The sequence below is a fragment of the Lactobacillus sp. B4005 genome, assembly GCF_026536045.1.
Taxonomy (GTDB): domain Bacteria; phylum Bacillota; class Bacilli; order Lactobacillales; family Lactobacillaceae; genus Lactobacillus; species Lactobacillus panisapium.
In genome coordinates, this window is sequence record NZ_JAFNOZ010000004.1 from 15,724 (window position 1) to 42,345 (window position 26,622).

Genomic DNA, 26,622 nt, shown 5'->3' on the forward strand with positions numbered 1-26,622 from the left:
TCAAAGTTTATTCATTGTTTCAATATCAATTGTTTTATCAACCCAGTCACCTTGGAAAAAGTCGCGCTCATGGCTAACGATAATTACGCTGCCGGGAAACTTAACAATTGCTTGCCGCAACGCATCTTTTGAATCACGGTCAAGGTGATTGGTCGGCTCATCAAGAAAGAGTAAATTGGCCGGCTCAAACTGCATTTTAGCCAATTTCACTTTTTCCTGTTCGCCCCCAGATAATTTTTTCAAAGGACTCATCGCCTGCTGGGCGGTCACACCCAACCGAGCCAAGGCGCCACGCAGTTCCTTAGGCTTAATGCGTTCAAAGATTTCTTGCAAGTATTGCAGCGGCGTCATATTTTGGTTAGGCCAAGCTAGGTCCTGCTTAAAGTAGGCAATTTTGGCGGTTTCAGATAAAGCAAATGTCCCAAAAATCGGTTCAATCTGTCCCAGCAATGTTTTTAGCAAAGTCGTTTTGCCAATGCCGTTAAAACCAGTAATTGCCACTTTTTCATTGCCACCGACCGAGAAATTAAAGGCTTCTTTCACCAACGCGTGGTCATATCCGATTACCAAGTCTTGCGTCTGCAATAACAAGTTGGCAGCCGTTGCCACATAAGGAAATTCAAAATACGGTTTGTGATTGCCCTTAGGCGGAGCTAAAACATCCATTCTGGCAAGTTGCCGCTCACGTGACTTAGCACTCTTAGAGCGCGTTCCCGCCTTATTTTTCCGAATATATGCTTCTTCCTTAGCAATCTTGCGTTGCTGATTAGTGTAAGCCTTCAGATAAGTTTCTCGGTTGGCTTCTTTTTGCCGCATTGCCTGCTTAAGAGTTCCAGTATAACGGGTAATCGTGCCAACATCAATATCAATAATGCAGTTCGCTATTTTGCCCAAGAAATCATAGTCATGACTAACTACAATAAAAGCGCCGGTAAAGTCATTTAGGTAGCCGACCAACCAGTCAATATGGGAAACATCCAAATAGTTAGTTGGCTCATCCAGCAGCAATACATCAGGACTTTGTAATAATAATTTGGCTAAAATAATTTTTGATCTTTGTCCACCGGACAATTGACTGACGTCATGATCATAACCCAATTCTGCTAGCCCCAGTCCCGAGGCAACTCGTTCAATTTCTGTATCTATGCCGTAAAAGTTATTCTCTTCCAGGTATGTTTGCAGTTTCCCCGCCCTTTCGAGCAGTTCTGCGTCACCCTTTTCCGCATATTGATTGTAAAGGGCGCTTAACTCATGTTCTTTTTGGTATAGCGGTGCAAATGCTGTCCGCAGAAATTCACGAATCGTAACACCTGGAGCTAACTTAGCGTATTGATCAAGGTAGCCTACTGTTACCCGATTTTGCCATTTTACTTGACCTTCATCCGGTAACATCTCACCAGTCAAAATCTTAATTAAGGTTGATTTACCAACCCCATTTTGACCAGTAACTCCCATATGATCTTCCTTATTAAGAACAAAATTGCCATTCTCATACAAAGTTTTATCCACGAAACTTTGCCCTAAATTCTTAACTTGCAGTAAACTCATTTTACATCTCCCTCAAATTAATTATCTGTCTGCCAGTATCCAAGCAAGTTGCCTTTTTGCTCATCATCTTAAGTTGCTAATGCGCGCAATCAAAAAGGCGGGCGTTTTGCCCACCTTTTTACTTTCTTTCTTGTTCATATTTTTGCAAGGCTTCCAATATTTTAGGCCAATAACGCTTAGGCAAAATTAATTGCAATTTATCGTGATAAATTGGAAAATCACTTGCTTTCATTCCGGTAATTTCAGCCAAATCTTGATCAGATAACTTATATTCACGCGCAATCCGTTTAATTTCAACAGAAGCGTGCCCCCGAAACCATGAAAGAGCAAAGAAAAATAAGGCAAAAAAACTAGCGGCCAAAACAGCGGCCGGTAAAGTCCAGTGAAATGTGCGCAAGCAAATAGCCGACGCGGCAATAAAGGCAACAAGTGCTGAAATTACGCCATAAATAACTGCGAATACTGATTGCCCACGCATATTTTTTGCCTCCTTTGCTATCAATAACTACTGACCAGTTGAATTGTCATCACTGGTATCCGTTCCAGTTGAATTATTTTCTGATTCATCTGTCACGACTGAATGATAAATTTGGTAATTAGTAAAGGGATTAGGATCCTTCCACTTAATATTATTATTCTGCTCATTTAACTTATTGAGCTTAGTTTCATCATTATCCAATACTTTCTTTTCCAAGTCAAGATTGGTCCGGATTTTGTTAGATGCCTTCTGCAGTTCCGCGGTCGAAACGACTTGGATTGATGATCCATTAATCCACGCATCATGTCCTTGAATATAACCGCTATCGATATTTTGCGAACAGCCGCGATATGTCAATGCCAAAGCCAACATATCATTGAATGTCAGATTGGTCCGAACATACTTGGTAAAGATTTTTACTAAATTACGGTAATTAGCAATTGAGTCAACCGAGATTGCTTTGTGGACAACTGCGTTAATTACTTGCCGCTGACGCATTTGCCGCCCATAATCTCCGCGGGGATCATCGTGACGCATCCGAACATAAGCAACTGCATGCCGGCCATTTAAATGCTGCTTTCCCATACGAAAATCACACCAGTCATAAGAAAAGTCAAACGGTACGTTAACATCGACACCGCCAACAGCATTAACAAGACTTTTGAGTGCCTTCATATTCACTTCGACATAATAATTAATCGGAACATCCAGTAATGCGGAAACAGTTCGCATCGACGCCTTGCTTCCGCCTATTCCATAGGCAGAATTGACCCGAAACATGTTGTACTTATCTCCCGGATCGCCTAGAATATTAGCCAAGGTATCACGCGGAATCGAGGTCATTGTTGCCTTATTTTTACCAGGATTAGCAGTAGCCAAAATCAACGTATCTGAATTACCCTTATCATGACGACCTTCAAGTCCTTGATCAACGCCAAGAATTAAAATTGAAATTGGTTTTCTCTGGGCAATTAACGCAGAAGTAGCAGAATTGCCACTTTGACCATCAATTGCACTGTGTAAAGCGAAATACATGTGAGCAGCCCATGCCAGGCCGCAGCTTACGCATAAAACGATTACAATACCGCAAACTCGGGCAAAAAGATTGCCTTTTAGTGCCCCAGTCGGAGCCGCTAAAACATGATTACGGTGAAGATTAAGGGAAGAGCGCTTTTTACGGTAATCTTCTCTCCGTTTTGAATTTGGTTCCATACCTTGATTCAATTCCTTCCATAATTATCCATGTTTATTTGTATCACTTTCAAACTTGAATTAGAATATTAACAAATATAATTAATAATATCTTATTTTTTAGTTTTTAGCATAATTAGTATTAAGCATATAAAAATAAAGGAGAACTGTTAATGGCTATTCCCAAAAGAAATGAAGTTCCTGAAGAACTCAAGTGGGATCTAACCCGGATCTTTAAACAGGATAAAGACTGGGAAATCGCATACAATCAGGTTAAAAATGATGTTCAGAGTCTAAGTAATTTAAAGGAAAAATTTACTGAATCAGGGCATAAATTATATGAAGGTTTAAACAAGATTTTGACTGTTAGTCGGAATTTAGAAAAGGTTTATGTCTATGCAACCATGTCTAGCGATGTCGACACTAGTAATGCCCACTATCTCGGATATGTGGCCCAAGTGCAGGCACTTACCAGTCAGTTTGAAGCGGCCATTGCTTTCCTCAATCCCGCAATTATTCAAGTTCCCGAAGAAAAAATGGCACAGTTTAAGAGTGAGGAGCCACGACTAAATGACTACGCCCACATGCTGGAACAGATTACGCGTAAAAGGCCACACACGCTATCAGCCCAAGAAGAACGACTAATTGCCGATGCTGGCGATGCACTGAGTACTTCCGGAAACACCTATAATGTGTTAACCAATTCCGACATGGAATATGGTTATGTACAAAATGAAGATGGCGAAATGGTGCAATTGTCCGACGGCCTCTATTCCCTACTCATTCAGTCTCAAGATCGGAAAGTTCGTCAAAACGCTTTTGATGTTATGTATGCAACGTATGATCAATTTAAAAACTCACTTGCTTCTACCCTTTCTGGTGAAGTTAAGGAACATAACTATAACGCGCGGGTTCACCACTATGATTCGGCTAAAAATGCTGCGTTAGATGAAAATGGTATCCCCACAATTGTGTATGATACTTTAATTACTGAGGTTGACCAACACCTTGATTTACTACACGAATACGTAAATTTGCGAAAGCAAATCTTGGGCTTAAACGACTTACAAATGTGGGACATGTATGTTCCTTTAACCGGTAAGCCATCATTGAGCTATACTTTTGCGGAAGCCAAGGAGGAAGCTAAAAAAGCTTTGCGCCCTCTTGGTGAAGACTATTTGAAGCAAGTCGATTACATCTTTAATAATCGGGTAATTGACGTAGTTGAATCACAGAATAAGGCAACAGGAGCATATTCCGGTGGCTCTTATGATACAGATGCTTATGAGTTACTCAATTGGGAAAATAATGTTGACTCCCTCTATACGCTAGTACACGAAACTGGTCACTCTGTCCACAGCATGTACACAAGACAGACGCAGCCATACGTTTATGGTGATTACCCAATTTTTGTTGCCGAAATTGCCTCTACAACTAACGAAAACATTTTAACTGAGTACTTCTTAGATCATATCACTGACCCCAAGACGCGGGCATTTGTCCTTAATTATTACCTTGATTCATTTAAAGGTACGTTATACCGGCAAACGCAGTTTGCAGAATTTGAGCAATTTATTCATGAAATGGATGCCAAGGGCGAACCTTTGACAGCTGACCGGTTAGATGACTTTTATGGTGAACTAAATCAGCGTTATTACGGTGACGCGGTAGAACCAGGTGGTGAAATTGCCAAAGAATGGGCACGGATTCCGCACTTCTACTATAACTTCTACGTTTACCAATATGCTACGGGTTTTGCGGCTGCTACTGCTCTTGCCAATAACGTGGTTCACGGCAGCTGCGACCAAAAAGAGGCCTACCTTAATTTCTTAAAATCCGGTTCAAGCGATTACCCGGTCGAAATTATGAAACGGGCGGGCGTTGACATGACTAAGCCTGACTATCTGGAAGAAGCTTTCACAACTTTTGCACAACGCTTAACTGAATTTAAAACAATTGTGACAAAAAATCTTAAATAACCCTTGAAATTTTGCCATGTAAATAATATAACAAATATGGAAATAAAATTTCTCACATCAAAAAACCACTTCTTACTCAAAGAAGTGGTTTTTCTATAGTTAAAATTATTGGTATTCAGCCCAAAAGCGTTTGGCTAAAGCTTGGTATAATTGACATCCCAATAAATAGTCATCTATTGCAACATATTCATTTGGTTGATGATCGGTTGTCCCCGCCGCTGGTCCTAAAATAATGATTGGAAAAGTGCCAGCTTGAATATATTCAGATGAATCCGTTGCACCTGTTCCCGCCGTATACTCACACGGCAAATTAAATTCTTGGTTAACAACCTGTTTGGCTAATCTTGCCAGTTTCGTATTTTCTTGGTTAGGCAGCGGCACTTCAGGAAAGCTATAGCTAATTTTCAGCTGCGCACCCTGCTCATTTAATTGCGCTACAATCTGTTCTAATTCTTGGTATATCTGCTCATTAGGGTAAACCGGTGTTGTCCTGATATTGCCTGAAAGCCAAGCATGATCAGGAACCGAGTTAATCTGACTGCCACCTTGAATCTGACTGATTACATGGGTCAAAGATCCCAAGACTGGATCCTTTTTTGTATGACTAGCCATTAAGTCCTGTGCCTTTTGGGCAAAAGCAATCAGCGGCATAATCGCATTTTGACCTTTTTCTGGTGTCGATGAATGAACACAAACTCCCTTTGAAGTCACGTAATAATCGATTACGCCTTTATGAGTTACCCGGATATTAAAGTGCGAGGGTTCACCAACAATTAGGCCAGCTAAATCTTTAGCATAGCCTTCTTTGACTAATTGTGCTGCCCCATATTCGCCGGTTTCCTCCCCAACAGAAGCTAATAAGCGAATTCGGCCAGGTAGTTCTTGCCCACTGTCTAGCAAATCAAGCATTGCAACCACCATTGCCGCAAGGCCGGATTTCATATCGCTTGCGCCCCGACCATAGAGCTTGCCATCTTTAATTGTCGCTTCAAACGGCGGAAACTGCCAATTTGCCAAATCACCAGCTGACACAACATCCTCATGACCGGAAAAGCCAAGCAATGGACCATGATTTCCCATTGTCACAACTAAATTGTCACGTCCGGGTTCATAAGTGACACGTTCAATGTTAACAGGATAATTTTTAAATAAGTTCGTCAGATAATCAGCAACTAGACTTTCATGATCATTGGCCGAATCAATCGCAATTAAATCGCTCAGGATTCTAAGTGCACGTTTTTTATCCACAATTTTATCCTCTTTTTATGCTTCTAGTACTTTTGCCAAAAATTCCTGCGCCCGCTTAGTCTTTGGTTGGGCAAAAAATTCTTGTGGTGCCGCCTTTTCTTGTACATAGCCGTCTGCCATGAACCAAACTTCATCGGCAACGTTTTTGGCAAAGCCCATCTCGTGAGTGACCACCACCATGGTCATCCCTTTTTGCGCTAAATCTTGCATTACTTTCAATACTTCGCCGACCATTTCTGGATCAAGAGCTGAAGTTGGTTCATCAAACAGCATCACTTCTGGATCCATAGCTAATGCCCGTGCAATCGCAACCCGCTGCTGCTGACCACCGGATAAGCTTGCTGGAAATGCTTCAGCTTTATCTTCCAGCCCAACTTGTTTGAGCAGTTCAATGCCCTTAGCAGTTGCTTCCTCATCGCTAAGCTTTTTGACTTTCATTGGCGCCAACTTGATATTTTCAATAATATTCATATGTGGAAATAAGTTGAATTGTTGAAAAACCATTCCCATTTTTTCACGTAAAGTATCTAGTTGATCCTCACTTAAGGCGGTTAGTTCTTGCCCGTTAAACAGTACTTTACCAGAAGTCGGCTCGTCTAAAAGATTAAGACAGCGTAAAAAGGTACTTTTTCCCGCGCCACTTGGACCAACCAAACAAATCACCTGGCCATCATCAACTTCTGCGTTGATATCCTTTAAAACTTCATTATGACCGAATGTCTTTTTTAAATGTTCTACTTCAATAACTGGGGCCTTGTTAGTCATGATTCATTTTCCTTTCAAATACTTTCATCAAGCTGGACAGGCCAAAGGTGATGATAAAGTACAAAATCATTGTAATTACTAATGGCATGACTCCACGATAAGTATCAGCCTGAACAATTCTTGACTGGTAAATCAGGTCTTTAACACCAATAACAGAAACAATTGAACTTTCCTTAATCAAGGAAACGAACTCGTTTCCCAGAGCAGGCCAAATGTTTTTCATAGCCTGCGGCATAATTACATAGCGCATCGTTGCCGAGCGTGACAGTCCTAATGAACGTGAGGCTTCTGTCTGCCCTGTTGCAATTGAATTTATTCCTGACCGAATAACCTCCGCAACGTAAGCCGCCGAGTTCAGTGAAACAGCAATGATTCCTGACAAAAGTGCCGGAATATTGACTACTAAACCTAGGCCAAAATAGATAAAGAGCAGTTGGACCATTAAAGGCGTTCCCCGCACAAATTCAATATATGCCGTTGCAATTGAATGAGCAATTTCATTATGGCTTAACCGCATTAAAGCCAAAATTGCTCCTAGTAAAAAGCCAAAAATGACTGAGATTGCTGAAATAAACAGGGTATAGCCAACACCAGCAATGAAGAAGTCTTTATATGCCCACATTGAGTTCGAAGCCTTAGCCTCTTTTTTAGTTTTTCCACCTGCTAGGTATTTACCGGCTTTTGGTAAATAAACCTTGTTAATCAAATCCTTCTTTTTAATCTCAGCAATCGATTTATTTGCCGCTTTGACTAAACTTGTAGCACCTTTATGAAAAGCTACGGCAGAACCATCAGAAGTTATCTTTAATCCCGAAGGAATTGCCATGATGCCATCCGTATTTTTGGCAAAAGCAGCTGCAGTGGCGGTATCAACTGCCACCGCATCAAACTTATTGGTTTTCAAAGCTAAAATAAGATCACTATCTTTATCCATTGTTTTCAGCTTGGTCCTTTTTGCTTGCTCCTTAATCAAAGTCGCCTGCAAACTGCCAGTCTGAGCACCGATTGTCTTGCCTTTAAAAGAACGGAAGTCATGGTACTTATCTTTATCAGCCTTTCTAATCAGTAAATCTTGTCCACTTCTATAATAAGCCGTACTAAAGTCTACACTTTGCGCCCGCTTGGGTGTTGCAGTCATCCCAGAAATGACCATATCAATCTTGCCAGTTTCCAGGGCGACAAGTAAGGAATCAAAATCCATTGTTCGAACAACTAGCTTAACTCCTAAATCGTGAGCAATTTTTTGCCCAACCTCGATGTCCATCCCGACTACCTTAGATTTGCCATTAATATTTTTGACAAATTCATAAGGAGGAAAGTCTGGACTGGTTCCCATAACAAGCTCGCCCTTACTTTTTACTTTTTTCAGGTAAGTATCCGTTATTTTAGTGGATTGAGTGTCTTTGGTAGCTAGCGCTTTTTGTGGCACCAAGGCCAACAACATGAACACTGCGAGGACCATCTCAAGCCATTTCCACGCCTTTTTCATAACTTTTCCTCCATTATTAGCTTTTACATTATAGCAATTATAATAATATAAATATTAAATTACAACGTCATATTTGACTTTTTTTCTCATTTTTGATAGCCAAAATAAAAAATGTTCTGCTTACTAACCTTGTTAGATTGTAAATGCAGAACATTTTCGTTAATAATATTTAAAATTCTATTCTTGAGAAGCACCAGAAACAGCATCGGTTGCTGAATCCTCTTCTTTTAGCTGATTATCATTAGTTACAGGATATGGAGTAATTCTTGATGGATCAGTATTTGATTTCAAGTTATCAGCAGTATAGTTGAAATGAGTCAACCGGGCATGCTTGATATCTGCAATTGTCTTGCAACCAGTCAATTGCATATCAATTAGCAATTCCTGGTTAAGTTGTTCAATCACTGATTGAACGCCCTTTGCACCGCCAAGTGCCAAGCCGTATAGATATGGACGACCAATTCCGACCAAATCGGCACCAAGGGCTAAAGCCTTGAAGACATGCGAACCGCGCCGTACGCCTGAATCAAAGATGATTGGTACACGGTGGTCAACTGCCTTAGCGATTTCTGGCAACATGTCGATTGTTGCTGGACCACAGTCAATTTCACGACCTCCATGATTAGTTACGTAAATTCCGTCAGCACCGGCACCCATTGCTAAGAAGGCATCTTCAGCACAAACAACACCTTTGACAAAGACAGGTAAGCCTGACATTTCCTTAATCCGCTTAATATCTTCTGGGCCAATCTTTTGTGCCGAAGAAGCATACATTTGCGCAACAGTTTGACCTTCACCCTTTGCGCCTTGATAGCGGGTAAAGAAATCTAATGGAACTGGATAAGCAAATTTAGTTCTTAAGTTAGCTTCACGAAAACCGGAAACAAGAGCATCAACAGTTAAGAAAATGCCAGAATAACCGGCTTTTTTGACCGCATCAAAGACCATCTTATTAAAATCCCAGTCTTTACTTAAATAAAGTTGGAAAAATCTTGGTGCATTAGGAGCAGCGGCCGCAATATCCTCAACACTCTTGTTTGCGTAAGTACTGGATGTAAATAGTGCACCAGCCGCAGCTGCACCCTTTTGTGTAGCAACTTCAGCATCCTTATGCGCAATACCGTGGCAAGCTATTGGTGAAATTATTACCGGCGTTTTCAGCTTCATTCCCATAAACTCGGTATCAAGTTGCGGGCTATCCATATTAGTCAACGCACGGGGCACAATCTGAAAATGATTAAACGCAGCAGTATTATTACGCCATGTCCACTCATTCTCCGAGCCAGAGGCAATGTAATAATAAGCTCCTTCTGGCATGACTTCTTTTGCACGCTCCTCAAGCTCATCGAGGTTAATCATGCTTATTGCTTCGTCTCGATCACTTTGAGGAAACCCATTATAATATGATGTCATTGGTAAGACTCCTTTGTTTAAAACTATCTACTTCTATTATACATGGAAATGCTTACAATAGTTAGTGAATTTTTAAAAAGAATGTTATTCTGTTAAGCCTCTTGCTGTATATTTTTTCACAAGCAAAAGAAGAAAACCTGCTTTTGCAAATTTTCTTCTTAACTATTTTATAGACTACGTCTAAATAAATGTATGAAGTAAGTAATAAGATAAATTACAACTTCAATTACGGCAATGAAAAAGGTAACTGGTAAATTGGTAATAAAACCAAGATATAACCCTAGCCAAACACCAACAAGAGCAAAGAAGACAGACCAGGCAATCATTGCGCCAACCGTCTTACCCAGATAATTAGCCGTAGCTGGTGGCAAAGTCAGTAAAATAAAAACTAATAATGAACCAACAATTTGTGCACCAATTGATACAGACATTGCTAAGGCAATTAAAAATACCAGACTAACCCAGCCAGTTTTAACCCCATGCGCCAGTGCGCCAATATGATCAAATGAATCAAAATTAAGCTGCTTTTGCATACCGAAAATCATTAATAACACAATGATGGATAAAATAACCAGTTGAACTACGCCGTGCTTATCAACACCGATTATGCTGCCAAACAAAATATTAGTAGCATAATTACTATTAGCACCGGAAATGGCCAAGAATAATACCCCTAGCCCCGTGAACAAGGCAGAAATCGCACTAATTGACGATTCTTTTTGCTCACTGTGCAACGATAATTCGCCAACACTGATTGATCCAAGAAGGGTAAATAATAACATGCCCCATAACGGTCCAATCCCGCACCAGACAGCAAAGGCTGCTCCGGCAAAGCCGATTTCTGATAAGGTATGCGCTAAAAAGCTAAAGTTGCGGGCAACCACATAAACCCCTACGGTACCACAGGTAATCGCAATAAAAGTACTAGCCAAGAAGGCATTGCGCATAAAGTCATATGCAAACATTATTCATAGGCCTCCTTGAAACTCGCCATTTCTCCCTGCTCGATTTTTTGGTGGTTCAAATACAGGTAGTCCTGCATATATTTTTCCGCCAATGGGATATCATGCGTTACAAATAAAACCGTTATTTTATGCTTTTCATTTAAGTGCTTAATCAACCGCATGAGTTCATCCTTAGCCACTGGGTCTAAGCTGGCAGTAGCCTCATCCAAAATAATTACATTTGGACTATCAAGAAGCGCTTGGGCTAGATAAGCACGCTGCTTTTGCCCTCCTGAAGCTTCACCCATCCGCGTATTCCTAATATCATATAAGTTTGTTTCCTGCAGCTGGGCTTTAATAGTTTTCTTTACCTTGCCCGTCTTAATTAAAGGTGCATTTAAGCCAATAAAAGCGGCAATTGATAGCGGGTATTCCGCATCAATATTACGAAACTGGGGAACATAGCCTAAGCGAACACCATCTGCAAATTCAAATGAACCGCTTGACGGTACCAGCATTTTCATTAAGACATTGATTAACGTTGTCTTACCAGTACCATTGGGACCTAAGAGCGCAGTCATCGACCCTTTTTTTAGTTTAAAATTCAAATTTTCAAAAACGGTCTTTTTGTCAAACCTCATAGAGAGATTATTAACTGTTAAAATATCAGACAAATTGCACCTCTGAAACTTTTTTATTTAAAATTGCCAACCTTAGCAAATTGTCCATTATCGATAATATAGTACTTGCGCCCATGAATCTTGACGCGCCCGCCATAAGTTCTAACATAATTGCCCCGCAATAACTTATCCGTGCCAATGCGGATACCATCTTCGTCATAGATATAAGCATTATGCTTTAAGAGCCTCAAGCTGCCGTCAACATTAGTTGCGACAACATACTGATTAGTGCCAACTTGCAAGTACTTTCTACCTTTAATAACTTTCGTGCCATAAACTGTTAACTTAGTCCCAGCCTGCTTAGTTGCCTGCTTAGTTTTGACACCGCTTTGATCGTAAATCAAAGCGTTATGCATTAACAATTTAGTTCCAACTGGCTTAGGTAGTGTGGGAGCTGTTGGTGCAGTTGGCTTAGGCTTAGTTGGCTGCGGCGCAACCGGTGTGGGAGCTGGAGTTACGCTACCTGCTGAGCCATTATCATAATAGTACTTGATGAGGTCAAAAAAGTCGTCCATCGAGTAACCCCATTTAGCAAAATAGCCATCAGGATCGCCATGGTCAGTTCCACCCAAAAATTGAGAAACCGCGCGGTGAGACCAAACAGTTCCCTTGCCATCATGGACGGCATTATCTGGTACCAAGTTATATTTACGCATCACTTGTGCAACGTAAATTGCGTCATTATTAACACTTTTGGCGAAGTCAGAAAGATTATTTTCTTCACATAATTCTACTTGGAAAAAGCGGTTATTAGCCTGCGGACCAGCGCCCCAAACGCCATAATCAGTTGACGTCATTTGAATAACGCCAGTCTTGTCAACGAAAGCATGAACATACGAATAAATATTCATCCATTCGCGGTTAAAATAAATTGCCTCATTATAGGCTGAAGCACCAGGCGTCGCTGTCTCGTGAATAACAACACCTTCAGGTTTACCATTACGATAATTAATTTTATTTTGGGCTTGAAAATCGTTAAATGGTATTCCCTTTTGCTGCAACATTTGGTTGAGGTAAGTTATGCCTCCGTAACTATTTTGCTTAGCCATATCATTAATTGAACTGGCATGAACTGCTACTGGCTTAGTTGCAACTGCAGTGACAGTTGGAACTGTTATTCCTGCAGCAAAAGCTAAAGCCGCAATTATTTTCCTCATTTTTCTTTCCTCGTAATAACTATTTTTTGGCTACAGCAGCCAATTTTTGATAATTTTCAGTCATCCATTCAAGGTAAGTTGTCTTAGAAGGAATTGTTTCCCGGACATAGAGAACAGGAATATCCTGCTCTTTAGCCAACTTGATAAAACTGTTAACAGTTGAACTAGAAGTCTGTGAATTAGCAACAAAGAAAGCAATCTTGCGCTGCTTAATTCCCTCTGACATTGCCCGGACAGTTGCAGGACTAGGATCCGTATTATTCTGAATTGCTTGTTCAAATTCTTGATCGGCGACTTTTAAGTGAGCGGCTTCTAACGCGTAATCAAACACAGGTTCACTAACATAAACTGACTTGCTATTTTTACCATCTATTTGAGAAGCCGATTTTTGAATATGAGCTATTTTATGCAAATACTTTTGCCCGTTATCCCGGTAATAGCTTGCATGACGTGGATCTTTTTTACTGAGCTTTCTAACTAAGTAATTAACATATTTTGTTGGCATAGTCAAATCAAACCAGATGTGCGGATTAGCGCCCTTTTTCAAATTCATTAGGTCTTCACCCACAAGCACCGGTTCTTTATCAACCGAAGAAGCAAGCTTATTCATCCAGCCATCATAACCTAATCCGTTAGCGACAACAATGTCAGCATTTGATAATGCTTTGGCATCGTTAGTTGTTGGCTCAAAGTCGTGTGGATCAGAATTGGGGTTTTTAATAATTGCCTGTGCCGTACCATATTTTCCCACCACATTTTGAGCAATATCAGCATAAACGTTGGTCGTGGTCATGATCGAAATTTTACTACTTTTTTGCGGTTTCTGCGTGCAAGCACTGAGTAAGAGGAGAACCAGACCAATTAAAGCCGTACCTGTAAAAATTTTCCTTAATTTAGCAAATGTCATTATTGTTGTCATTCCTTTTCTATTTTATTTTTTTAATAACATAAATTGGACCGTCGCAGCAATAAAAGTTACTTACAATTAATAACCATTATACACTAAACAGAGACCAATATTAAAGTAGTGCATTACAACAATTACGCTACAATTTGATTACTTTTTGAATGCAAAAGCGTCTTTTTGTCCGCCTGGTATTTATATAACGTGAATAGAGCAAACTAAAAAGCGTGCAGAAATTCCCGCACGCTTTTAGTGTAAGTAAACGTATAAACAAATCTTCTAATTCTAAATCTATAATCCAATCATATGTGAAAAGATTGGAACCAACAAATTATCAACTAAAGCAGTTGCTACAACGGCGACGGCCGCCATTGCTCCCTGAATTGATCCTAGTTGCAAGGCAAAAGCAGAGCCAACCGTGTGGCCTGCAGTTCCTAGCCCTAAGCCTGTTCCTAGCGGATCACTGTTTAGTTTGAACCAGTCCACTAATTGTTTGCCAAGAGCATAAATTACAACCGCATTGATAATACATGCCATGGCGGTTACTGAAGCATTGCCTCCGATTGAAGAAGTGAGCGGCATTGCAACAGCAGTAGTAGCGGATTGGCTGAGCATTGATCTAATACCAACCTTATCAAGTCCAACTGCCTTAGACACTAAAGTAATTAATACCATTGAAATAAAAGTACCAACGATTAAGCCCAATAAAATGACGAGCCAATTTTTCTTAACAACATCATTACGTTTATACAATGGTACAGCGAAAGCAATTGTGGCCGGTGTAATAAACCAAAAAATGATGTCGCCACCTGGTTTATAGGCTTTAGCATAAACTGTCGCAGTCGTGACATTAAAATACTTGCCCAGAATAACCAAAACGGCAATTCCCAAAACCATGCTGACAAAAAGTGGCTGAAAGAGGAAAAATCCCTTGGTTTTTTTGAATAGCCATTGTCCAATCAAGAAAAGGACCAATGATAAGAAAACGCCAAATAATGGGTTTGCAATATACTTCACTATTTAACACCTCCTACTTTCTTATGATCAACAATACTAGTTTGGTTGCTAGTAATCTTATGAACAGCCCAGCTAAAAAACCGTGTTGTATAAGCAACGACAACCAGCAGAATAATTGTTGAAGCAATAATTACAATCACTAATTGCACGCCTTGCGTTTCCATTATCTTCAGATTAGCTGCTAGTGAAATTCCTGACGGAACAAACATAAAACCAATCAGCGAAATCAACGCACTTCCAAACGAGTCAACCCATTCAACTTTAATAAGATGAAAGGTTAGCAAGAGATAGAGTAAAACTAACCCAATGACTGGCGTTGGCACTGGAAATGATTTTGGCATTAAATCAGATATTATCTGGGATGCAAATAATATTGCAGCATAAATAAACATCTGAACCAAAATCGGCGCTGACTTTGTTTTTTCTGCTTTTCCCTTCTTCATAAGCCATTTCCTTTCTCATTACATCTTTGATTGCCTTCAGTAACTACCTTAACGGAAAAATATTATCTTGAAAGCGATTTAACGGCGAACTGCAAAAAAAGACTTGTGAACTGCACCTAGCAACTTTCACAAGCCCTATTTTTTAATTTTTTCCTTTTACATCCCCAGCCGCTCATTCAGATCTTTACGGTAAGAGCGGCCAACTTGGATTCGATCACCGTTACTCATAATTAACAGCAAAGTATGGTTAAACCAAGGCTGAACTTCCTTAATATCTTCAATATTGACTACAGCACTACGGTGAACCTGCATAAAACGTGGATCCGTCAGCCGCTTAGCAATCCACGCTAAGGTCTTTTTAGTTTGGTATTTTTGCTTATTAGTTGCGATTGTTAAAACGCCATTATCAATTCTAGCGGAAATAACATCTAGCTTTTTGATTACGGCATTTCGGTCTTCTAGTTCGATGCTTAAAACCTCACGGTCGGTTTTAGCTTGAACCGACTTAGTTACCTGCACATTTAAGATATTAACCACCTTGGCTAATGCCTGGTCAATCCGCTTTTGTTCAAACGGTTTTAAAACATAATCCAATGCGCCAACATCAAAGGCCTTAACTGCATACTCATCATAGGCAGTTGCAAAAATGATGATAGGCGAATAAGTAAGCTGCTTTAATTCTTCAGCTAGTTCAAAACCGTTTTCCTCATTGAGCGAAATGTCGAGAAACATTAAGTCGATCTGATGCTTTAACAGAATTCCTTGCGCTTCTTTAATGTCTTCAGCTTGATAAAGTTTAATTGCCTGCCCCCGCATGGCCGGGCTTTTTTTAATTAAATACGCTAATTCATTTCTTGCTAGTGGTTCATCATCAACAACTAAAATCTTCATCTTAGTTTCCCCTCTTTATTAATTTACTTTTTTGGCTAACTTTAACGGAATTGTCGTCTTAAATGTTGTGCCATTTGCACCAGTTGACACCTCTAACTGACTAGATGTTCCGTATAAATTGATTAAGCGCTTATTTAAATTATAAAGTGCCAGTCCACTCCCCTTTGATTCGCTGATTGGTTCTTGACCTAGCCTGCTTAAAATCTGCGGATCAATTCCGCTACCATTGTCACTAACGCTGATTGCAAGATTTGCATCCTTTCTGTTCAAATTGACCGTAATCTGATTACCGGTTTTACGCCCTTTAAAAGCATGCCGAATCGCATTTTCAATAAAAATTTGGAGACAAAAAGACGGCAGCAAAGTTTCATTTGGAACTTCAATCTGGTAATCAACTGTAAATTTATTAGGAAAGCGCAGGCTTTCTATTTTAGTATATGCTTCTACGTGCTGCTTTTCCTGCTCAAGCGTAACCTCTTTAGCCTGGCCATTCTTTAAACTAGACCGAAAAAATGTGCTTAATTCCATTAAAGCATCATGAGCCTGATCAACGTCGACCCGCATTAAGGCAACAATTGTATTAACCGCATTGAAGAAAAAATGGGGATTAATCTGAACTTGTAGAGCCCTAATTTCAGCTTCGTTGAGTAGCGCGGTCTGCTGCTCGGTAATTCCGATTGCCAATTGACCGGAAAAAATCATGGCAAGACCACGCACTAAATTTTCTTCAACTACGGTCATCTCTCTTCCCTCACAAAAATATAGTTTTAAGGCACCAATTGTTTTCTTATTAACTTGAAGAGGACACACAATTGCCGATGTTAAGGGACAGCCTTTGTGCGGGCAGCCAATTTCTTCTTTAGAATGAGCCAATTTTTCCTTGCCCGTCGCAATTACCGTTTTTGACATATCAGTAATAACTGGTTCGCCAGCAATATGATGGTCCTGGCCGGCACCAACATGGGCTAAGACGTTAACTCTATCGGTTAAACCCACGGCATCAAACTTCGTATATTTTTTGATAATGTGACAGACATGAGCGGCCGAATTAAGATCCAAGCCGTGTCTAAAATAGGGCAGAGTTTTATTGGTTAATTCCAAAACATCCTTTGTCTGCACTGCCCGCAGTTGCCGTTCATTTGATAAATAAGTTTTTAAAATCTCAATAAACAGGCTGGAACCAATTGTGTTTAACAAAATCATCGGAATAAAGATCAGTTTAATTAGGCCAAAGCCGTGAAAAGCAAAGATAAAGGCCATTTGGATCAGTTCCGCGAACAATGATAAAACGGCAACCCAAAAAGATGACGGATAAAGACTATTCTTTTTTACCCTGTCTCCCAGAACCCCAATAAGATAGCCAATCAGAACTGAACTAGCAATGTAAAAATAATCGGAAAAGCCACCAAAGATAACCCGGTGCAACCCGCCAACAAGCCCCACCAGCATGCCAACATAGGGACCTGCAGTTAAGCTAGCAGTGGTAATAACCAGCATTCGGGTGTTAGCAATCGAATCGGTCTGTGGCAAGCCAGTAATTATTAGCGGCGTAACAATTTCTTTTGAGCTAGAAATTTCCACTCCGGTTAAGTTGGCAATAACAACAAATAAGGAAAAAATTACGAATAACCAAATCTGCGACTTTAGTGTTCTTTTTTCAATTAAGTTTCTGAAAAAGCGCATATTAACCAGCATGAAAGCAAGAATCATGATTATTCCTAGTCTTTCCGCCAGCAAAATGAATAAATTAAACACGATATTCTCCGTCTCACTAATATATTGAACTATCCCCTTTTTAACACTTTAGTATTACATATAATCTAGTTTAACTTAGAGAAATCGGATTCAACTGCCAAAATTGACAGGTCAAATGGCAAAAATGCGGGGTTAAATTACCACTTTTATTTATTAAGCGGCGGTTAATTAATGGCACTAATTTTGCTAGCAAAAAACGCCACCTATTAAAGTGACGTTTTTAAACGAATTGGTAAATTAATTAATTTTCGGTTTTAATTGCTTTTTTCCATAAGCCCAAGATCACCCCGGCCACAATGGAACCAACAATCGTAGCTACAAAGTAGAGCAAAATGTGGTTAGCAAGTGGTGATACCCAAAGACCACCGTGAGGTGCGGGAACACCGATGCGCCAGAAGCCAACTAAAGCTCCACCAACTGCTGAACCGATGATACATGATGGGATGACGTGACCGGCATCAGCGGCAGCAAATGGAATTGCACCTTCGGTAATGAATGAGAAACCTAGAATCCAGTTAGTAATTCCGGCACGGCGCTCATCTTCAGTGTACTTGTTCTTGAAGAAAGTAGTTGCAATTGCGGTAGCAAATGGTGGTACCATTCCGCCGACCATAACTGCAGCCATCATTACGGCAGCAACCGTTGAATGAGGGTCATTGGCAAACGCACCTGATGCAAAGACATAAGCAGCCTTGTTGAAAGGTCCACCCATATCGATTGACATCATCGCAGCCAAGATGGTGGTCAAAACAACTAAGTTACCAGTACCCATTTGGTTTAAGAAGTTAGTAATTGCAAAATTAATTGTACTGAAGATTGGGTTAACAATGTAGTACATAATCAGTGCAATCAGCAGCAAACTCAGAATTGGGTAAATAAGCATTGGCTTCATACCCTCAAGTGATTTTGGCAACTTAGCAAACAATTTCTTCAAGCTAACTACCAAGTAACCGGCAATGAAACCTGATGCAAGACCACCAAGGAAACCAGCTGGTGACTTAGCGTTAGTTAAGACATTAGCTACGTAAGCACCACCATAGGCACCGCTATAGACAGTGGCCATAAAACCACCGACGAAACCTGGCATCAAAGCAGGTAAGTCGCCGATTGATTCAGCAATGTAACCTGAAAGAATTGGTACCATGAAGGCAAAGGCCATATTTCCGGCATTGTTGAGGAAAATGAAGGCAGGTGACTTTGGTCCGCCAGCATAGTTTTCCACAATGAAGGAAATAGCCATTAAAATACCACCACCGATAACAAACGGCAACATGTGAGAAACACCATTCATTAGGTTTTGGTAAATTGAACCCCAGAAGCCCTTCTTAGAGTCATCGGATTCTTGTGCAGCCTGACCATCGGAATGGTAAACACTAGCCTTTGAATCAAGGATAGTTTCAACTAATTCGTCAGGTTTATTAATACCGTCAACAACAGGTCGGCTAATCAATGGCTTACCGTCAAAACGGGGCATGTCGACTTTCTTATCAGAGGCAATGATAACACCCTTTGCCCGCTTAATTTCGTCTGCGGTCAACTTGTCCTTAACACCTTCGGAACCATTCGTTTCAATTCGAACATCAGCACCTTGTGCTTTACCGGCCTTAATGATTGCTTCTTGTGCCATATAAGTGTGGGCAATCCCATTAATACATGCAGTAACCCCAACAATTAACGGCTTGTCTGCATCACCGCTATTACTTGCACTGGCAGCTTGTTCTTTTTCGGCTTTTTTATCAGCATCGCTTTTTTGTTCAGCATCTTCAAATAGCTTGATTACTTCTTCAGGTGATTGGGCATTCTTTAATGCTGCAACCAAATCCGGGTTAATCAATAAGCCTGATAGCTTAGCCAAAGCTTGCAAGTGAGTATTATCAGCACCATCTGGTGCGGTAATCATAAAGAACAAATAAACTGGTTGGCCATCAAGTGAATTGTAATCAATTCCTTGTTCACTTTTGGCAAAAAGAACACGGGCCTTATTAATTGCCTTGTTACGAGCGTGTGGCATTGCAATGCCATCGCCAATACCAGTTGTTGATTCATTTTCACGTGTCCAAATCGATTTGATGAATTCATCTTCATCATTAACAATCCCGGTCTTGACTTCCAAATCAGCCATTTCCTTGATTGCATCTACTTTGTTTGTCGCTTTAAGCGACATAATCATCGATTCAGGAGCTAAAATATCTTTAATTTGCATTTGAATTCTCCTTCATTACGAAATTTCTTCCACGTTAATTTGTGGTAAGACAGCTTCTATCTGGCTCATGACCGCAATATCCTTGGTAAAGGCTGTAGCAGCACCACAGGCCATTCCGATACGGAAACTTTCAACCGGATCCTTAGTTTTAACGTAAGTTCCGACAAAGCCCGCGATCATTGAATCACCCGCACCAACGGAATTAACAGCAGTTCCAACTGCACCTTTGGCGTGGTAGAAGTGATCTTGAGTAATCAAGTAGCCGCCCTTGCCAGCCATTGAAACCATGACATTTTGTGCACCCATGTCGAGTAACTTATGAGCACATTCAAGCATATCTTGATCAGATGAAAAAGTCGTGTCAAACAAATCGGCAAGTTCATGGTGATTTGGCTTGATTACTAATGGCTTGTAGTTAAGCGTATCAAGTAGAGCCTGACCAGTTGTGTCAATTACAAATTCCGCACCCGCATTTTTAATTTCAGGTAATAATTCTTGGTAAAAATCAACCGAAAGACTAGGTGCCAAAGAGCCACTTAAGACAACAATGTCGCCTTTTTGTAAATCACTTAAGCGTGACTTAAAAGCCGTAATTTCCTGATCAGTAATGTTAGGTCCAGCAGCATTAATTTCTGTTTCAGCTTGGGCATGTACCTTAACGTTAACCCGCGTATCATCAGAAATAGTGACAAAGTCATTGACAATGCGGCGCTGATTTAATTGCCGGACCAATTCTTTGCCAGTAAAGCCACCAACAAAGCCCCAAGCAGTATTATCAATTTTTAACTGGTTAAGAATTTGCGAGACGTTAATCCCCTTACCTCCAGCTAAAAATGAACAATTATTGCTACGGTTGACACTGCCGCTTTCCACCTTTTCTAATTGGATGACATAATCCAAAGCAGGGTTAACAGTAACCGTATATATCATCTATTTGGCCTCCTTCAAATCTACTTTAGCAGGTAAAGTATTTTTATGTTGCGTGTTTAACACGGTCGTAATCACGGTAATATTTTTAGCATTGCCAAAAATGGCAAAATTGCGTTCACCAATTTTAGAAGCATCAGTTAGAACATAAGTATGATCTGACTGAGCAATTTCCATTTTCTTGATTGCCGCTTCTTCGGGATCCGGTGTGGTTAGATTGCCTAGACGATCAATCCCATTGGTACCGATAAAACAAGCCGCAAAATTCATATTCTGCAGCTGCTGAAGTGCGGACTCGCCCACAACCGCGTGAGTATCCTCCTTGATCTTGCCGCCTAAAAGCATGGTACTAATGCCGTGCCCAACAGCACTTAGCGCTGTTTCAATCCCATTAGTGACAATTGTGACTCCCGGAACTTCCGCGAGAAACGGCACCATTTCATAGCTGGTTGTTCCCGCATCGATAAATAGGTAATCATTTTCGTGCACATAATGTTTGACCGCGTACCGGGCAATGCGAACTTTATCATCGTGATTCATTGTGAAGCGAATATGCTGCGAAACATCGTGAGCAAAATTTTTCACTGATTGTGCTCCGCCATGAACGCGTTTGACTAAACCCTTTTTTTCGAGCTGAATCAAATCTCGACGAATCGTTGATTCTGAGGTCGCCGTCAGTTCCGAAAGATCGCAGACCCGACATAATTCATGTTGGTTAATGTAGTTCTCGATTAATTTTCGGCGCTTTTGCGTTAACATACTTTCCCTTCACCTCCTTGGGTAATTTTATGCGCGTTTCTCGCTAAAAGCAATCATTTTTGCTCAAAAAAATTCATTTTCATGCAAAAGTGAGCAATTATGAGTAATTTAGTCGCTTGTAATGAAAAAATGCTGTAGCGGTTTCAACCGTTCAGCATTTTTAGCTTAACTATCAGATTTTTTATAATTTACTTATGTTCTTCCTTAGCCGACGGTAAAAAGAATGAACAGCAAAAGCCAATAATGGCAAAAATAAGCATTAAGATAAAGCCTAAATGATAGCCGTTTGCCAGCTGCGCTGCCTTAGTTCCAACCATATTCTTTGCTCCCAAAGTTACAACTAGCATTGCTAAAGCCGTGCCAAGCGATCCCCCAATTTGTCTAATTGTTGAGGAAGCTGCATTGGCATGAGCCGTTAAATCAGCTTGCACTTCATTAATTCCAGCAGTAAAAGTTGTCATCATGGTAAACGAAATACCGATCATGCGCATTGCATAACACAAACTAATTAAAACCAGGCTCGTTTGAGCATTAAAGATTAGCATTGGTAACGTACCGCATAATAGCATTACAAAGCCGAATAAAGATAACCGTTTAATTCCGTATTTATCATATAAAGTACCAGAAATCGGATTACAAATTATCATAATTAGTGCCCCGGGCATCATTACTAGTCCCGAAATTAACGCGGTTTCCGCACGCGTTGTTTGAAGATAAAGAGGTAAAACCAACTCAATTCCAACCATTGCGATATTACTGATGGTGCTAAGCAAGGTACACAAGTTAAAACGCCGATTTTTAAAAACGCGAATATCAAGCAGTGGCTCCGCTATGTGTAATTGCCGGTGACAAAATAGGCAAATAATGACTATCCCAATGACAAACACCAAGATTAACGGCAGCGTAATTTTACCAGTATTACCAATTTCTGATAAAGCATATAGAAGCAGGCCAAAACCCAGAATTGATTCTAAAAACGAAATACCATCAGTTGAATCAAGGTGCGCTGTTGTAATGTTTTGTATCGTAAAAAGCCCAAAAGCCATCACGATTGCACTAGTAACGCTCAAAATAACAAACAACATTTGCCATTCGGCATATTTTAAAATTAAACCCGAAATTGTCGGTCCCACCGCCGGGCCAAAGCCAACGACAAAGCCGGTGATGCCCATCGCTAACCCACGCTTTTCCGGTGGAAACATCAGCAAAATTACGTTTTGAATAAACGGCATTAAGCCTCCAGCAGCTACGGCTTCAATAATTCGTCCAGTCAATAATACATAAAAGTTTGGGGCGAAAATACAAATAACCGAACCGATACAAAAGATTCCCATCATGGTTAAGAAATTTTGCTTTAAGCTAAAAGACGCAAAAATCCACGCCGAGATTGGAATCATTAATCCGACCACAAGTAAATATGCAGTAGTGAGCCATTGTGCTGTTGCTTGACTTACCCCAAATGAATTCATGATTGTTGGCAGGGCATTATTTAAAAAAGTTTCTGCTAATAAAGCAACAAACGCTCCAAAAAGCAGTACTGTCATCATTACTGCTCGTTTATGACCAGAAATGCTTTTTACCTCTTTTTCCATTATTTTCTCCTTTTAGATAGCATGCTACACTTTTTGTAAAAATACAAATTAAAAATTACCAATAATTACATTTAAAATATGTCCCAATTGCTTAACGTCTGCGTCAGATAAACCAGCAACAATCCGCTTATTGACCTTATCCATAATTTCATGAATTGCAGTAATGTTATCATCAAGCAAAGCAAAACCTTTAGCACTTAATGTCAAAACAATTTGCCGTTGATCATTTTTTAAGTGGGAAGTAGCAATCAAATTATTGTCTTCAAGACGCTTAACGATTCCACGAATCGTGGGGTGGCTTAAGACAAAAGTATCCGCTATTTCTTTTTGGGTAATCGTCCTACCCTTTGAATCATATAAAAATACCAATAATGAGATTTGCGCACCCGTTAAAGAATATTTTTTAAACATTTCTGCAAACCGATTATTCAGCTCTTTTTCAATTACGGTATTGGCTATTTTAATTTTGGGACCAAGTTGGTTTAAAAAGTGATCAGACATTTTCCTTTCCTTTCTTAGTTGCTAATTATGTAGTATACTACATAATCTCTAAAATGGTAATTTTTTTTAATTGATTATTTTTGAAAAACAACTATATTTTTATGCACTTTTGCTAAGTTTCATAAATCAGCTCTAGACCATTATTATCAAAAAGCTACGTACTATTGCATACGTAGCTAAATTGAATTTTTATTCTTAAGCATTAAAAATAATCATAAAAACTAACTTTACCTTTAACAAACTCGATCATATTAGAACTATTTGCTTCAATCAATTCTAGGTTAACAGCCTGGTTTAACGTTAAATGCCCTAATAAAACTTTAGTCCAATTAGTTATTGTACCAGAGTAATTAGGTTTCTCTTTCGTTTTAGTACACTTTATTTCCCCCGAATCACGAGTTAGTTTCCAAACGCCGTTATTCCAATTACAAATTTGATCATCTTTTACCTCAAGATTTACTTCATTAGCTCCCCCAAAATTTATGCAAGAAGCAATTTTAGCAAAATCAATAATTCTACTCATCATATAAGGACTAATAGTAATTTTTAAATCCTTTTGTTCTGGAAAATAGTCTTCAATCATCGATTCCTCAGAAGCGATGATTTTAAAATTAGTGCATGTGGAAATATGTCCACCAATAAAATTGAGTAAAGCCAATGCTCCTTCTTTACTTGAGAAATAAATTTCTTCTGCACAGAATTGGCTGTTAATTATACGGTAAAACATATATGCTTGCGAACAACTATTTTCATCGACGTAAACTGCGATAAATCTCCCTGGATAATATGAATCCAAGCGATTCCACCACCATTTTTGCCTAATTACCGTATTTCGCTCATTCCCAGAATCAAGCTGAACACGGTACATGTTAAGAACTTGCTCTTGTAAATCACGATCATTCCATTTTCCCCGAAGTACTTTTCCCTTTTTTGGTACTTTATAGTGCCTAAACATTTCTGGGTTAATAACATAAGATTTTTGGTAAATCGTATTTTCGTAGCCATACTGTCGATAAAATGTTTCAGACCATGGAGCTAAATTGGAAAATGCAACACCGGAACTATGCAAATCCAGTAAAATTTCTTTCATAATTTTGGAAATATCACCATGTCCGCGATTCTCAGGATATGATGCCACATATCCGACACCTGCCATTTTTACTTTTCGATTAAAAATTTGACTTTTAAAAGAATTAACCATTACGTAGCTTTCTAACTTGCCATTATGAAATTCACCATAGTCATCACTGTGGTTATATCTGCTTTTAAAATTAATATCTTTTTGAACATCATAATTTTTCAAAAAAGCATATTCTACCAGTGAAGATATTTGATTTAATGTAACCTTGTTTTTATTTAACTTCATTTGAGTGTTCCTTTGCCAACATTTGCTTTTCACAGGCTTTAAAGAATGGATAGTACATTATTGCTGCTATAATACATTCAATTGCTGACCAGACACCAGCGCGCCAGTCCCAACCGCAAGCCATCATCGGTCCAATAACTGGTGGCATAGTCCACGGAACCATGGCGACTGGTGCAGATATCCACCCGATTGTAATAAATAAATATGATAATGTAGCTAAAACTAGCGGAATAGCAACAAAAGGAATCATAATCATTGGATTCATAACAATTGGAAAACCAAATATTATAGGCTCATTTATTTCAAATAAAGAACTCGGAAATGCTAACCTACCTAACTCTTTATAAGTTTTACTTTTTGAGAAAAGCATCAATGCACAAAGCGTCAGTGTCGCACCTGTACCTCCTACATTTACCAATAAACTAGAAAAGCCCGAAGCAGTAACATATGGTATGGTCTGATGATGCGCAAATGCTGTTGCGTTAGCAGTTAAGTACTGCAAAAAAATCGGGTCTGATATTCCCTCTAAGGTCATATCACCATGAATCCCACAAATCCAAAGTAAACTTACAAGTAAAGTATAAACTAAAATTCCCGGTAATGTATTCAGTGCAAAAACTACAGGATGAAAAATTGCCTGAACTACTTGATTAATATCAATATTAAGAACTACTTTGACTAACCAAAATAGTCCTAATACAGCTAATCCGGGTAAAAGAGCTACAAAAGAATTTGAAACCGCGATCGGTACTCCTGTGGGTAGTTTAATAACAATATTTTTCTTTATAAAGAAGTAAAAAATAAATGTGGCTACAAAAGCAGTCAAAATCGCAGTAAAAATACCGCCCGAGCCTAGATTATTGTAATCTAACACATGCTTACCATTAAACGAAGTTAAAATAAACGCCATCACTGAAAGACCAACGCTTGAAATCAAATCAATATTAAGTGCCTTCGCTAATTGATAAGCAATTCCAATAGTAGCGAGTAAAGAAATAATTCCAAAAGACGCATTTACTGCCTCTGTTAACATCCAACTATATGGTTTGATCAAGGCTGCCCAAGCTGGAATTGGAATATTACCGATAATCAAAAAAACAGACCCACTAATTACAGCAGGCAAAGTAATGACCAGACCATCGCGAATAGCAACCAAATATTTATTATTTCCAACCTTCGCCATTGGTGGAATAAGCTTATCTTGCATCCATTGCATAAAATTATTCATTCATAATTCCTCCATCTTTATCTTTCCTTTTCATATCTAGTGTAGCGCATACAGTAACATTGGACTAATAGAAAATGATTGGTATATATCAATAACTATTTTTTTATCAATTGGACAGTACGATAAATAAAATTCGGCATTATT

Annotated in this window: 23 protein-coding genes; 1 reads left to right on the forward strand and 22 read right to left on the reverse strand. The window is 39.5% G+C overall.

The features are described from left to right. From J3U73_RS08195 to J3U73_RS08205, 3 genes are all read right to left on the reverse strand, one after another. Positions 1–1,548 carry an ABC-F family ATP-binding cassette domain-containing protein gene (locus J3U73_RS08195; protein WP_267410124.1) on the reverse strand — a complete coding sequence of 516 codons (1,548 nt, stop codon included), beginning with the start codon at positions 1,546–1,548 and terminating at the stop codon, positions 1–3. Positions 1,549–1,666: 118 nt separating this feature from the next. Further along, on the reverse strand, positions 1,667–2,026 hold the full coding sequence (locus tag J3U73_RS08200) for a hypothetical protein (protein WP_220268544.1): 360 nt from the start codon (positions 2,024–2,026) through the stop codon (positions 1,667–1,669). A 27-nt stretch (positions 2,027–2,053) separates the two neighbouring features. Continuing rightward, the gene (locus J3U73_RS08205) at positions 2,054–3,238 is read right to left on the reverse strand and encodes an LCP family protein (RefSeq protein ID WP_267410125.1); all 1,185 of its coding nucleotides are present in this window, start codon (positions 3,236–3,238) and stop codon (positions 2,054–2,056) included. 152 nt (positions 3,239–3,390) lie between these two features. Here J3U73_RS08205 and pepF point away from each other — a divergent pair, with 152 nt between their 5' ends. After that, a complete protein-coding gene (gene pepF / locus J3U73_RS08210; protein ID WP_267410127.1) occupies positions 3,391–5,196 on the forward strand; it encodes an oligoendopeptidase F in 1,806 nt (601 codons plus the stop codon). A 105-nt stretch (positions 5,197–5,301) separates the two neighbouring features. Here pepF and J3U73_RS08215 read toward each other — a convergent pair whose 3' ends face one another. The 19 genes from J3U73_RS08215 to J3U73_RS08305 form a co-directional block, all read right to left on the reverse strand. After that, positions 5,302–6,444: an ArgE/DapE family deacylase gene (locus J3U73_RS08215; RefSeq protein WP_267410128.1), complete on the reverse strand. Its 1,143-nt coding sequence runs from the start codon at positions 6,442–6,444 to the stop codon at positions 5,302–5,304. Positions 6,445–6,459: 15 nt separating this feature from the next. Further along, positions 6,460–7,209, reverse strand: a complete 750-nt coding sequence (locus J3U73_RS08220; protein WP_220220204.1) for an amino acid ABC transporter ATP-binding protein — start codon at positions 7,207–7,209, stop codon at positions 6,460–6,462. Next, complete coding sequence (locus tag J3U73_RS08225) at positions 7,202–8,698, reverse strand: ABC transporter substrate-binding protein/permease (protein ID WP_220268549.1); 1,497 nt, start codon at positions 8,696–8,698, stop codon at positions 7,202–7,204. Before J3U73_RS08225 ends, J3U73_RS08220 begins: the two co-directional genes overlap by 8 nt. Positions 8,699–8,875: 177 nt before the next feature. After that, entirely contained in the window at positions 8,876–10,111 is a 1,236-nt protein-coding gene (locus J3U73_RS08230; RefSeq protein ID WP_220268550.1) for a lactate oxidase, read from the reverse strand. 167 nt (positions 10,112–10,278) lie between these two features. After that, positions 10,279–11,076, reverse strand: coding sequence for a metal ABC transporter permease (locus J3U73_RS08235; RefSeq protein ID WP_267393785.1), 798 nt, complete (start codon positions 11,074–11,076; stop codon positions 10,279–10,281). Next, positions 11,076–11,696 (reverse strand): metal ABC transporter ATP-binding protein, encoded by a 621-nt coding sequence (locus J3U73_RS08240; RefSeq protein WP_267410191.1) that lies wholly within the window; start codon positions 11,694–11,696, stop codon positions 11,076–11,078. Before J3U73_RS08240 ends, J3U73_RS08235 begins: the two co-directional genes overlap by 1 nt. Before the next feature lie 53 nt (positions 11,697–11,749). Then, positions 11,750–12,892, reverse strand: a complete 1,143-nt coding sequence (locus tag J3U73_RS08245) for an SLAP domain-containing protein (protein ID WP_267410129.1) — start codon at positions 12,890–12,892, stop codon at positions 11,750–11,752. Positions 12,893–12,911: 19 nt separating this feature from the next. Next, a complete protein-coding gene (locus tag J3U73_RS08250; RefSeq protein ID WP_416381493.1) occupies positions 12,912–13,811 on the reverse strand; it encodes a metal ABC transporter solute-binding protein, Zn/Mn family in 900 nt (299 codons plus the stop codon). Between the two features lie 276 nt (positions 13,812–14,087). After that, positions 14,088–14,813, reverse strand: coding sequence for an LrgB family protein (locus J3U73_RS08255; protein ID WP_220268554.1), 726 nt, complete (start codon positions 14,811–14,813; stop codon positions 14,088–14,090). Next, positions 14,813–15,256, reverse strand: a complete 444-nt coding sequence (locus tag J3U73_RS08260; RefSeq protein WP_220268555.1) for a CidA/LrgA family protein — start codon at positions 15,254–15,256, stop codon at positions 14,813–14,815. The genes J3U73_RS08255 and J3U73_RS08260 overlap by 1 nt, the downstream gene beginning before the upstream one ends. Before the next feature lie 156 nt (positions 15,257–15,412). Next, positions 15,413–16,147, reverse strand: a complete 735-nt coding sequence (locus J3U73_RS08265) for a LytTR family transcriptional regulator DNA-binding domain-containing protein (protein WP_267410130.1) — start codon at positions 16,145–16,147, stop codon at positions 15,413–15,415. Between the two features lie 18 nt (positions 16,148–16,165). Continuing rightward, a complete protein-coding gene (locus J3U73_RS08270; protein WP_416381500.1) occupies positions 16,166–17,857 on the reverse strand; it encodes a LytS/YhcK type 5TM receptor domain-containing protein in 1,692 nt (563 codons plus the stop codon). A 286-nt stretch (positions 17,858–18,143) separates the two neighbouring features. After that, on the reverse strand, positions 18,144–20,105 hold the full coding sequence (locus J3U73_RS08275; RefSeq protein WP_267410132.1) for a PTS fructose transporter subunit IIABC: 1,962 nt from the start codon (positions 20,103–20,105) through the stop codon (positions 18,144–18,146). A 15-nt stretch (positions 20,106–20,120) separates the two neighbouring features. Then, complete coding sequence (gene pfkB / locus J3U73_RS08280) at positions 20,121–21,035, reverse strand: 1-phosphofructokinase (RefSeq protein WP_103752969.1); 915 nt, start codon at positions 21,033–21,035, stop codon at positions 20,121–20,123. Then, positions 21,036–21,791 carry a DeoR/GlpR family DNA-binding transcription regulator gene (locus tag J3U73_RS08285; protein WP_267410133.1) on the reverse strand — a complete coding sequence of 252 codons (756 nt, stop codon included), beginning with the start codon at positions 21,789–21,791 and terminating at the stop codon, positions 21,036–21,038. A gap of 188 nt (positions 21,792–21,979) precedes the next feature. Next, positions 21,980–23,383 carry an MDR family MFS transporter gene (locus J3U73_RS08290; RefSeq protein WP_267410134.1) on the reverse strand — a complete coding sequence of 468 codons (1,404 nt, stop codon included), beginning with the start codon at positions 23,381–23,383 and terminating at the stop codon, positions 21,980–21,982. 48 nt (positions 23,384–23,431) lie between these two features. Then, a complete protein-coding gene (locus tag J3U73_RS08295; RefSeq protein ID WP_220220215.1) occupies positions 23,432–23,884 on the reverse strand; it encodes a MarR family winged helix-turn-helix transcriptional regulator in 453 nt (150 codons plus the stop codon). Between the two features lie 202 nt (positions 23,885–24,086). Continuing rightward, a complete protein-coding gene (locus tag J3U73_RS08300; RefSeq protein WP_267410135.1) occupies positions 24,087–25,250 on the reverse strand; it encodes a GNAT family N-acetyltransferase in 1,164 nt (387 codons plus the stop codon). Continuing rightward, positions 25,237–26,478: a PTS sugar transporter subunit IIC gene (locus J3U73_RS08305; protein ID WP_267410136.1), complete on the reverse strand. Its 1,242-nt coding sequence runs from the start codon at positions 26,476–26,478 to the stop codon at positions 25,237–25,239. The genes J3U73_RS08300 and J3U73_RS08305 overlap by 14 nt, the downstream gene beginning before the upstream one ends. Positions 26,479–26,622: the final 144 nt, after the last annotated feature.

Excerpts from the sequence above, each read along its gene's own strand:
- J3U73_RS08200 (WP_220268544.1), bottom strand. The coding sequence starts at position 2,026 with ATGCGTGGGCAATCAGTATTCGCAGTTATTTATGGCGTAATTTCAGCA.
- J3U73_RS08230 (WP_220268550.1), bottom strand. The coding sequence starts at position 10,111 with ATGACATCATATTATAATGGGTTTCCTCAAAGTGATCGAGACGAAGCA.
- J3U73_RS08245 (WP_267410129.1), bottom strand. The coding sequence starts at position 12,892 with ATGAGGAAAATAATTGCGGCTTTAGCTTTTGCTGCAGGAATAACAGTT.
- J3U73_RS08265 (WP_267410130.1), bottom strand. The coding sequence starts at position 16,147 with ATGAAGATTTTAGTTGTTGATGATGAACCACTAGCAAGAAATGAATTA.
- pfkB (WP_103752969.1), bottom strand. The coding sequence starts at position 21,035 with ATGATATATACGGTTACTGTTAACCCTGCTTTGGATTATGTCATCCAA.
- J3U73_RS08300 (WP_267410135.1), bottom strand. The coding sequence starts at position 25,250 with ATGAAGTTAAATAAAAACAAGGTTACATTAAATCAAATATCTTCACTG.
- J3U73_RS08290 (WP_267410134.1), bottom strand. The coding sequence starts at position 23,383 with ATGGAAAAAGAGGTAAAAAGCATTTCTGGTCATAAACGAGCAGTAATG.
- J3U73_RS08220 (WP_220220204.1), bottom strand. The coding sequence starts at position 7,209 with ATGACTAACAAGGCCCCAGTTATTGAAGTAGAACATTTAAAAAAGACA.
- J3U73_RS08305 (WP_267410136.1), bottom strand. The coding sequence starts at position 26,478 with ATGAATAATTTTATGCAATGGATGCAAGATAAGCTTATTCCACCAATG.
- J3U73_RS08195 (WP_267410124.1), bottom strand. The coding sequence starts at position 1,548 with ATGAGTTTACTGCAAGTTAAGAATTTAGGGCAAAGTTTCGTGGATAAA.
- J3U73_RS08250 (WP_416381493.1), bottom strand. The coding sequence starts at position 13,811 with ATGACAACAATAATGACATTTGCTAAATTAAGGAAAATTTTTACAGGT.
- J3U73_RS08285 (WP_267410133.1), bottom strand. The coding sequence starts at position 21,791 with ATGTTAACGCAAAAGCGCCGAAAATTAATCGAGAACTACATTAACCAA.
- J3U73_RS08225 (WP_220268549.1), bottom strand. The coding sequence starts at position 8,698 with ATGAAAAAGGCGTGGAAATGGCTTGAGATGGTCCTCGCAGTGTTCATG.
- J3U73_RS08295 (WP_220220215.1), bottom strand. The coding sequence starts at position 23,884 with ATGTCTGATCACTTTTTAAACCAACTTGGTCCCAAAATTAAAATAGCC.
- J3U73_RS08240 (WP_267410191.1), bottom strand. The coding sequence starts at position 11,696 with ATGAGGTTTGACAAAAAGACCGTTTTTGAAAATTTGAATTTTAAACTA.
- J3U73_RS08260 (WP_220268555.1), bottom strand. The coding sequence starts at position 15,256 with ATGAAGAAGGGAAAAGCAGAAAAAACAAAGTCAGCGCCGATTTTGGTT.
- pepF (WP_267410127.1), top strand. The coding sequence starts at position 3,391 with ATGGCTATTCCCAAAAGAAATGAAGTTCCTGAAGAACTCAAGTGGGAT.
- J3U73_RS08275 (WP_267410132.1), bottom strand. The coding sequence starts at position 20,105 with ATGCAAATTAAAGATATTTTAGCTCCTGAATCGATGATTATGTCGCTT.
- J3U73_RS08205 (WP_267410125.1), bottom strand. The coding sequence starts at position 3,238 with ATGGAACCAAATTCAAAACGGAGAGAAGATTACCGTAAAAAGCGCTCT.
- J3U73_RS08235 (WP_267393785.1), bottom strand. The coding sequence starts at position 11,076 with ATGTTTGCATATGACTTTATGCGCAATGCCTTCTTGGCTAGTACTTTT.
- J3U73_RS08270 (WP_416381500.1), bottom strand. The coding sequence starts at position 17,857 with ATGATTCTTGCTTTCATGCTGGTTAATATGCGCTTTTTCAGAAACTTA.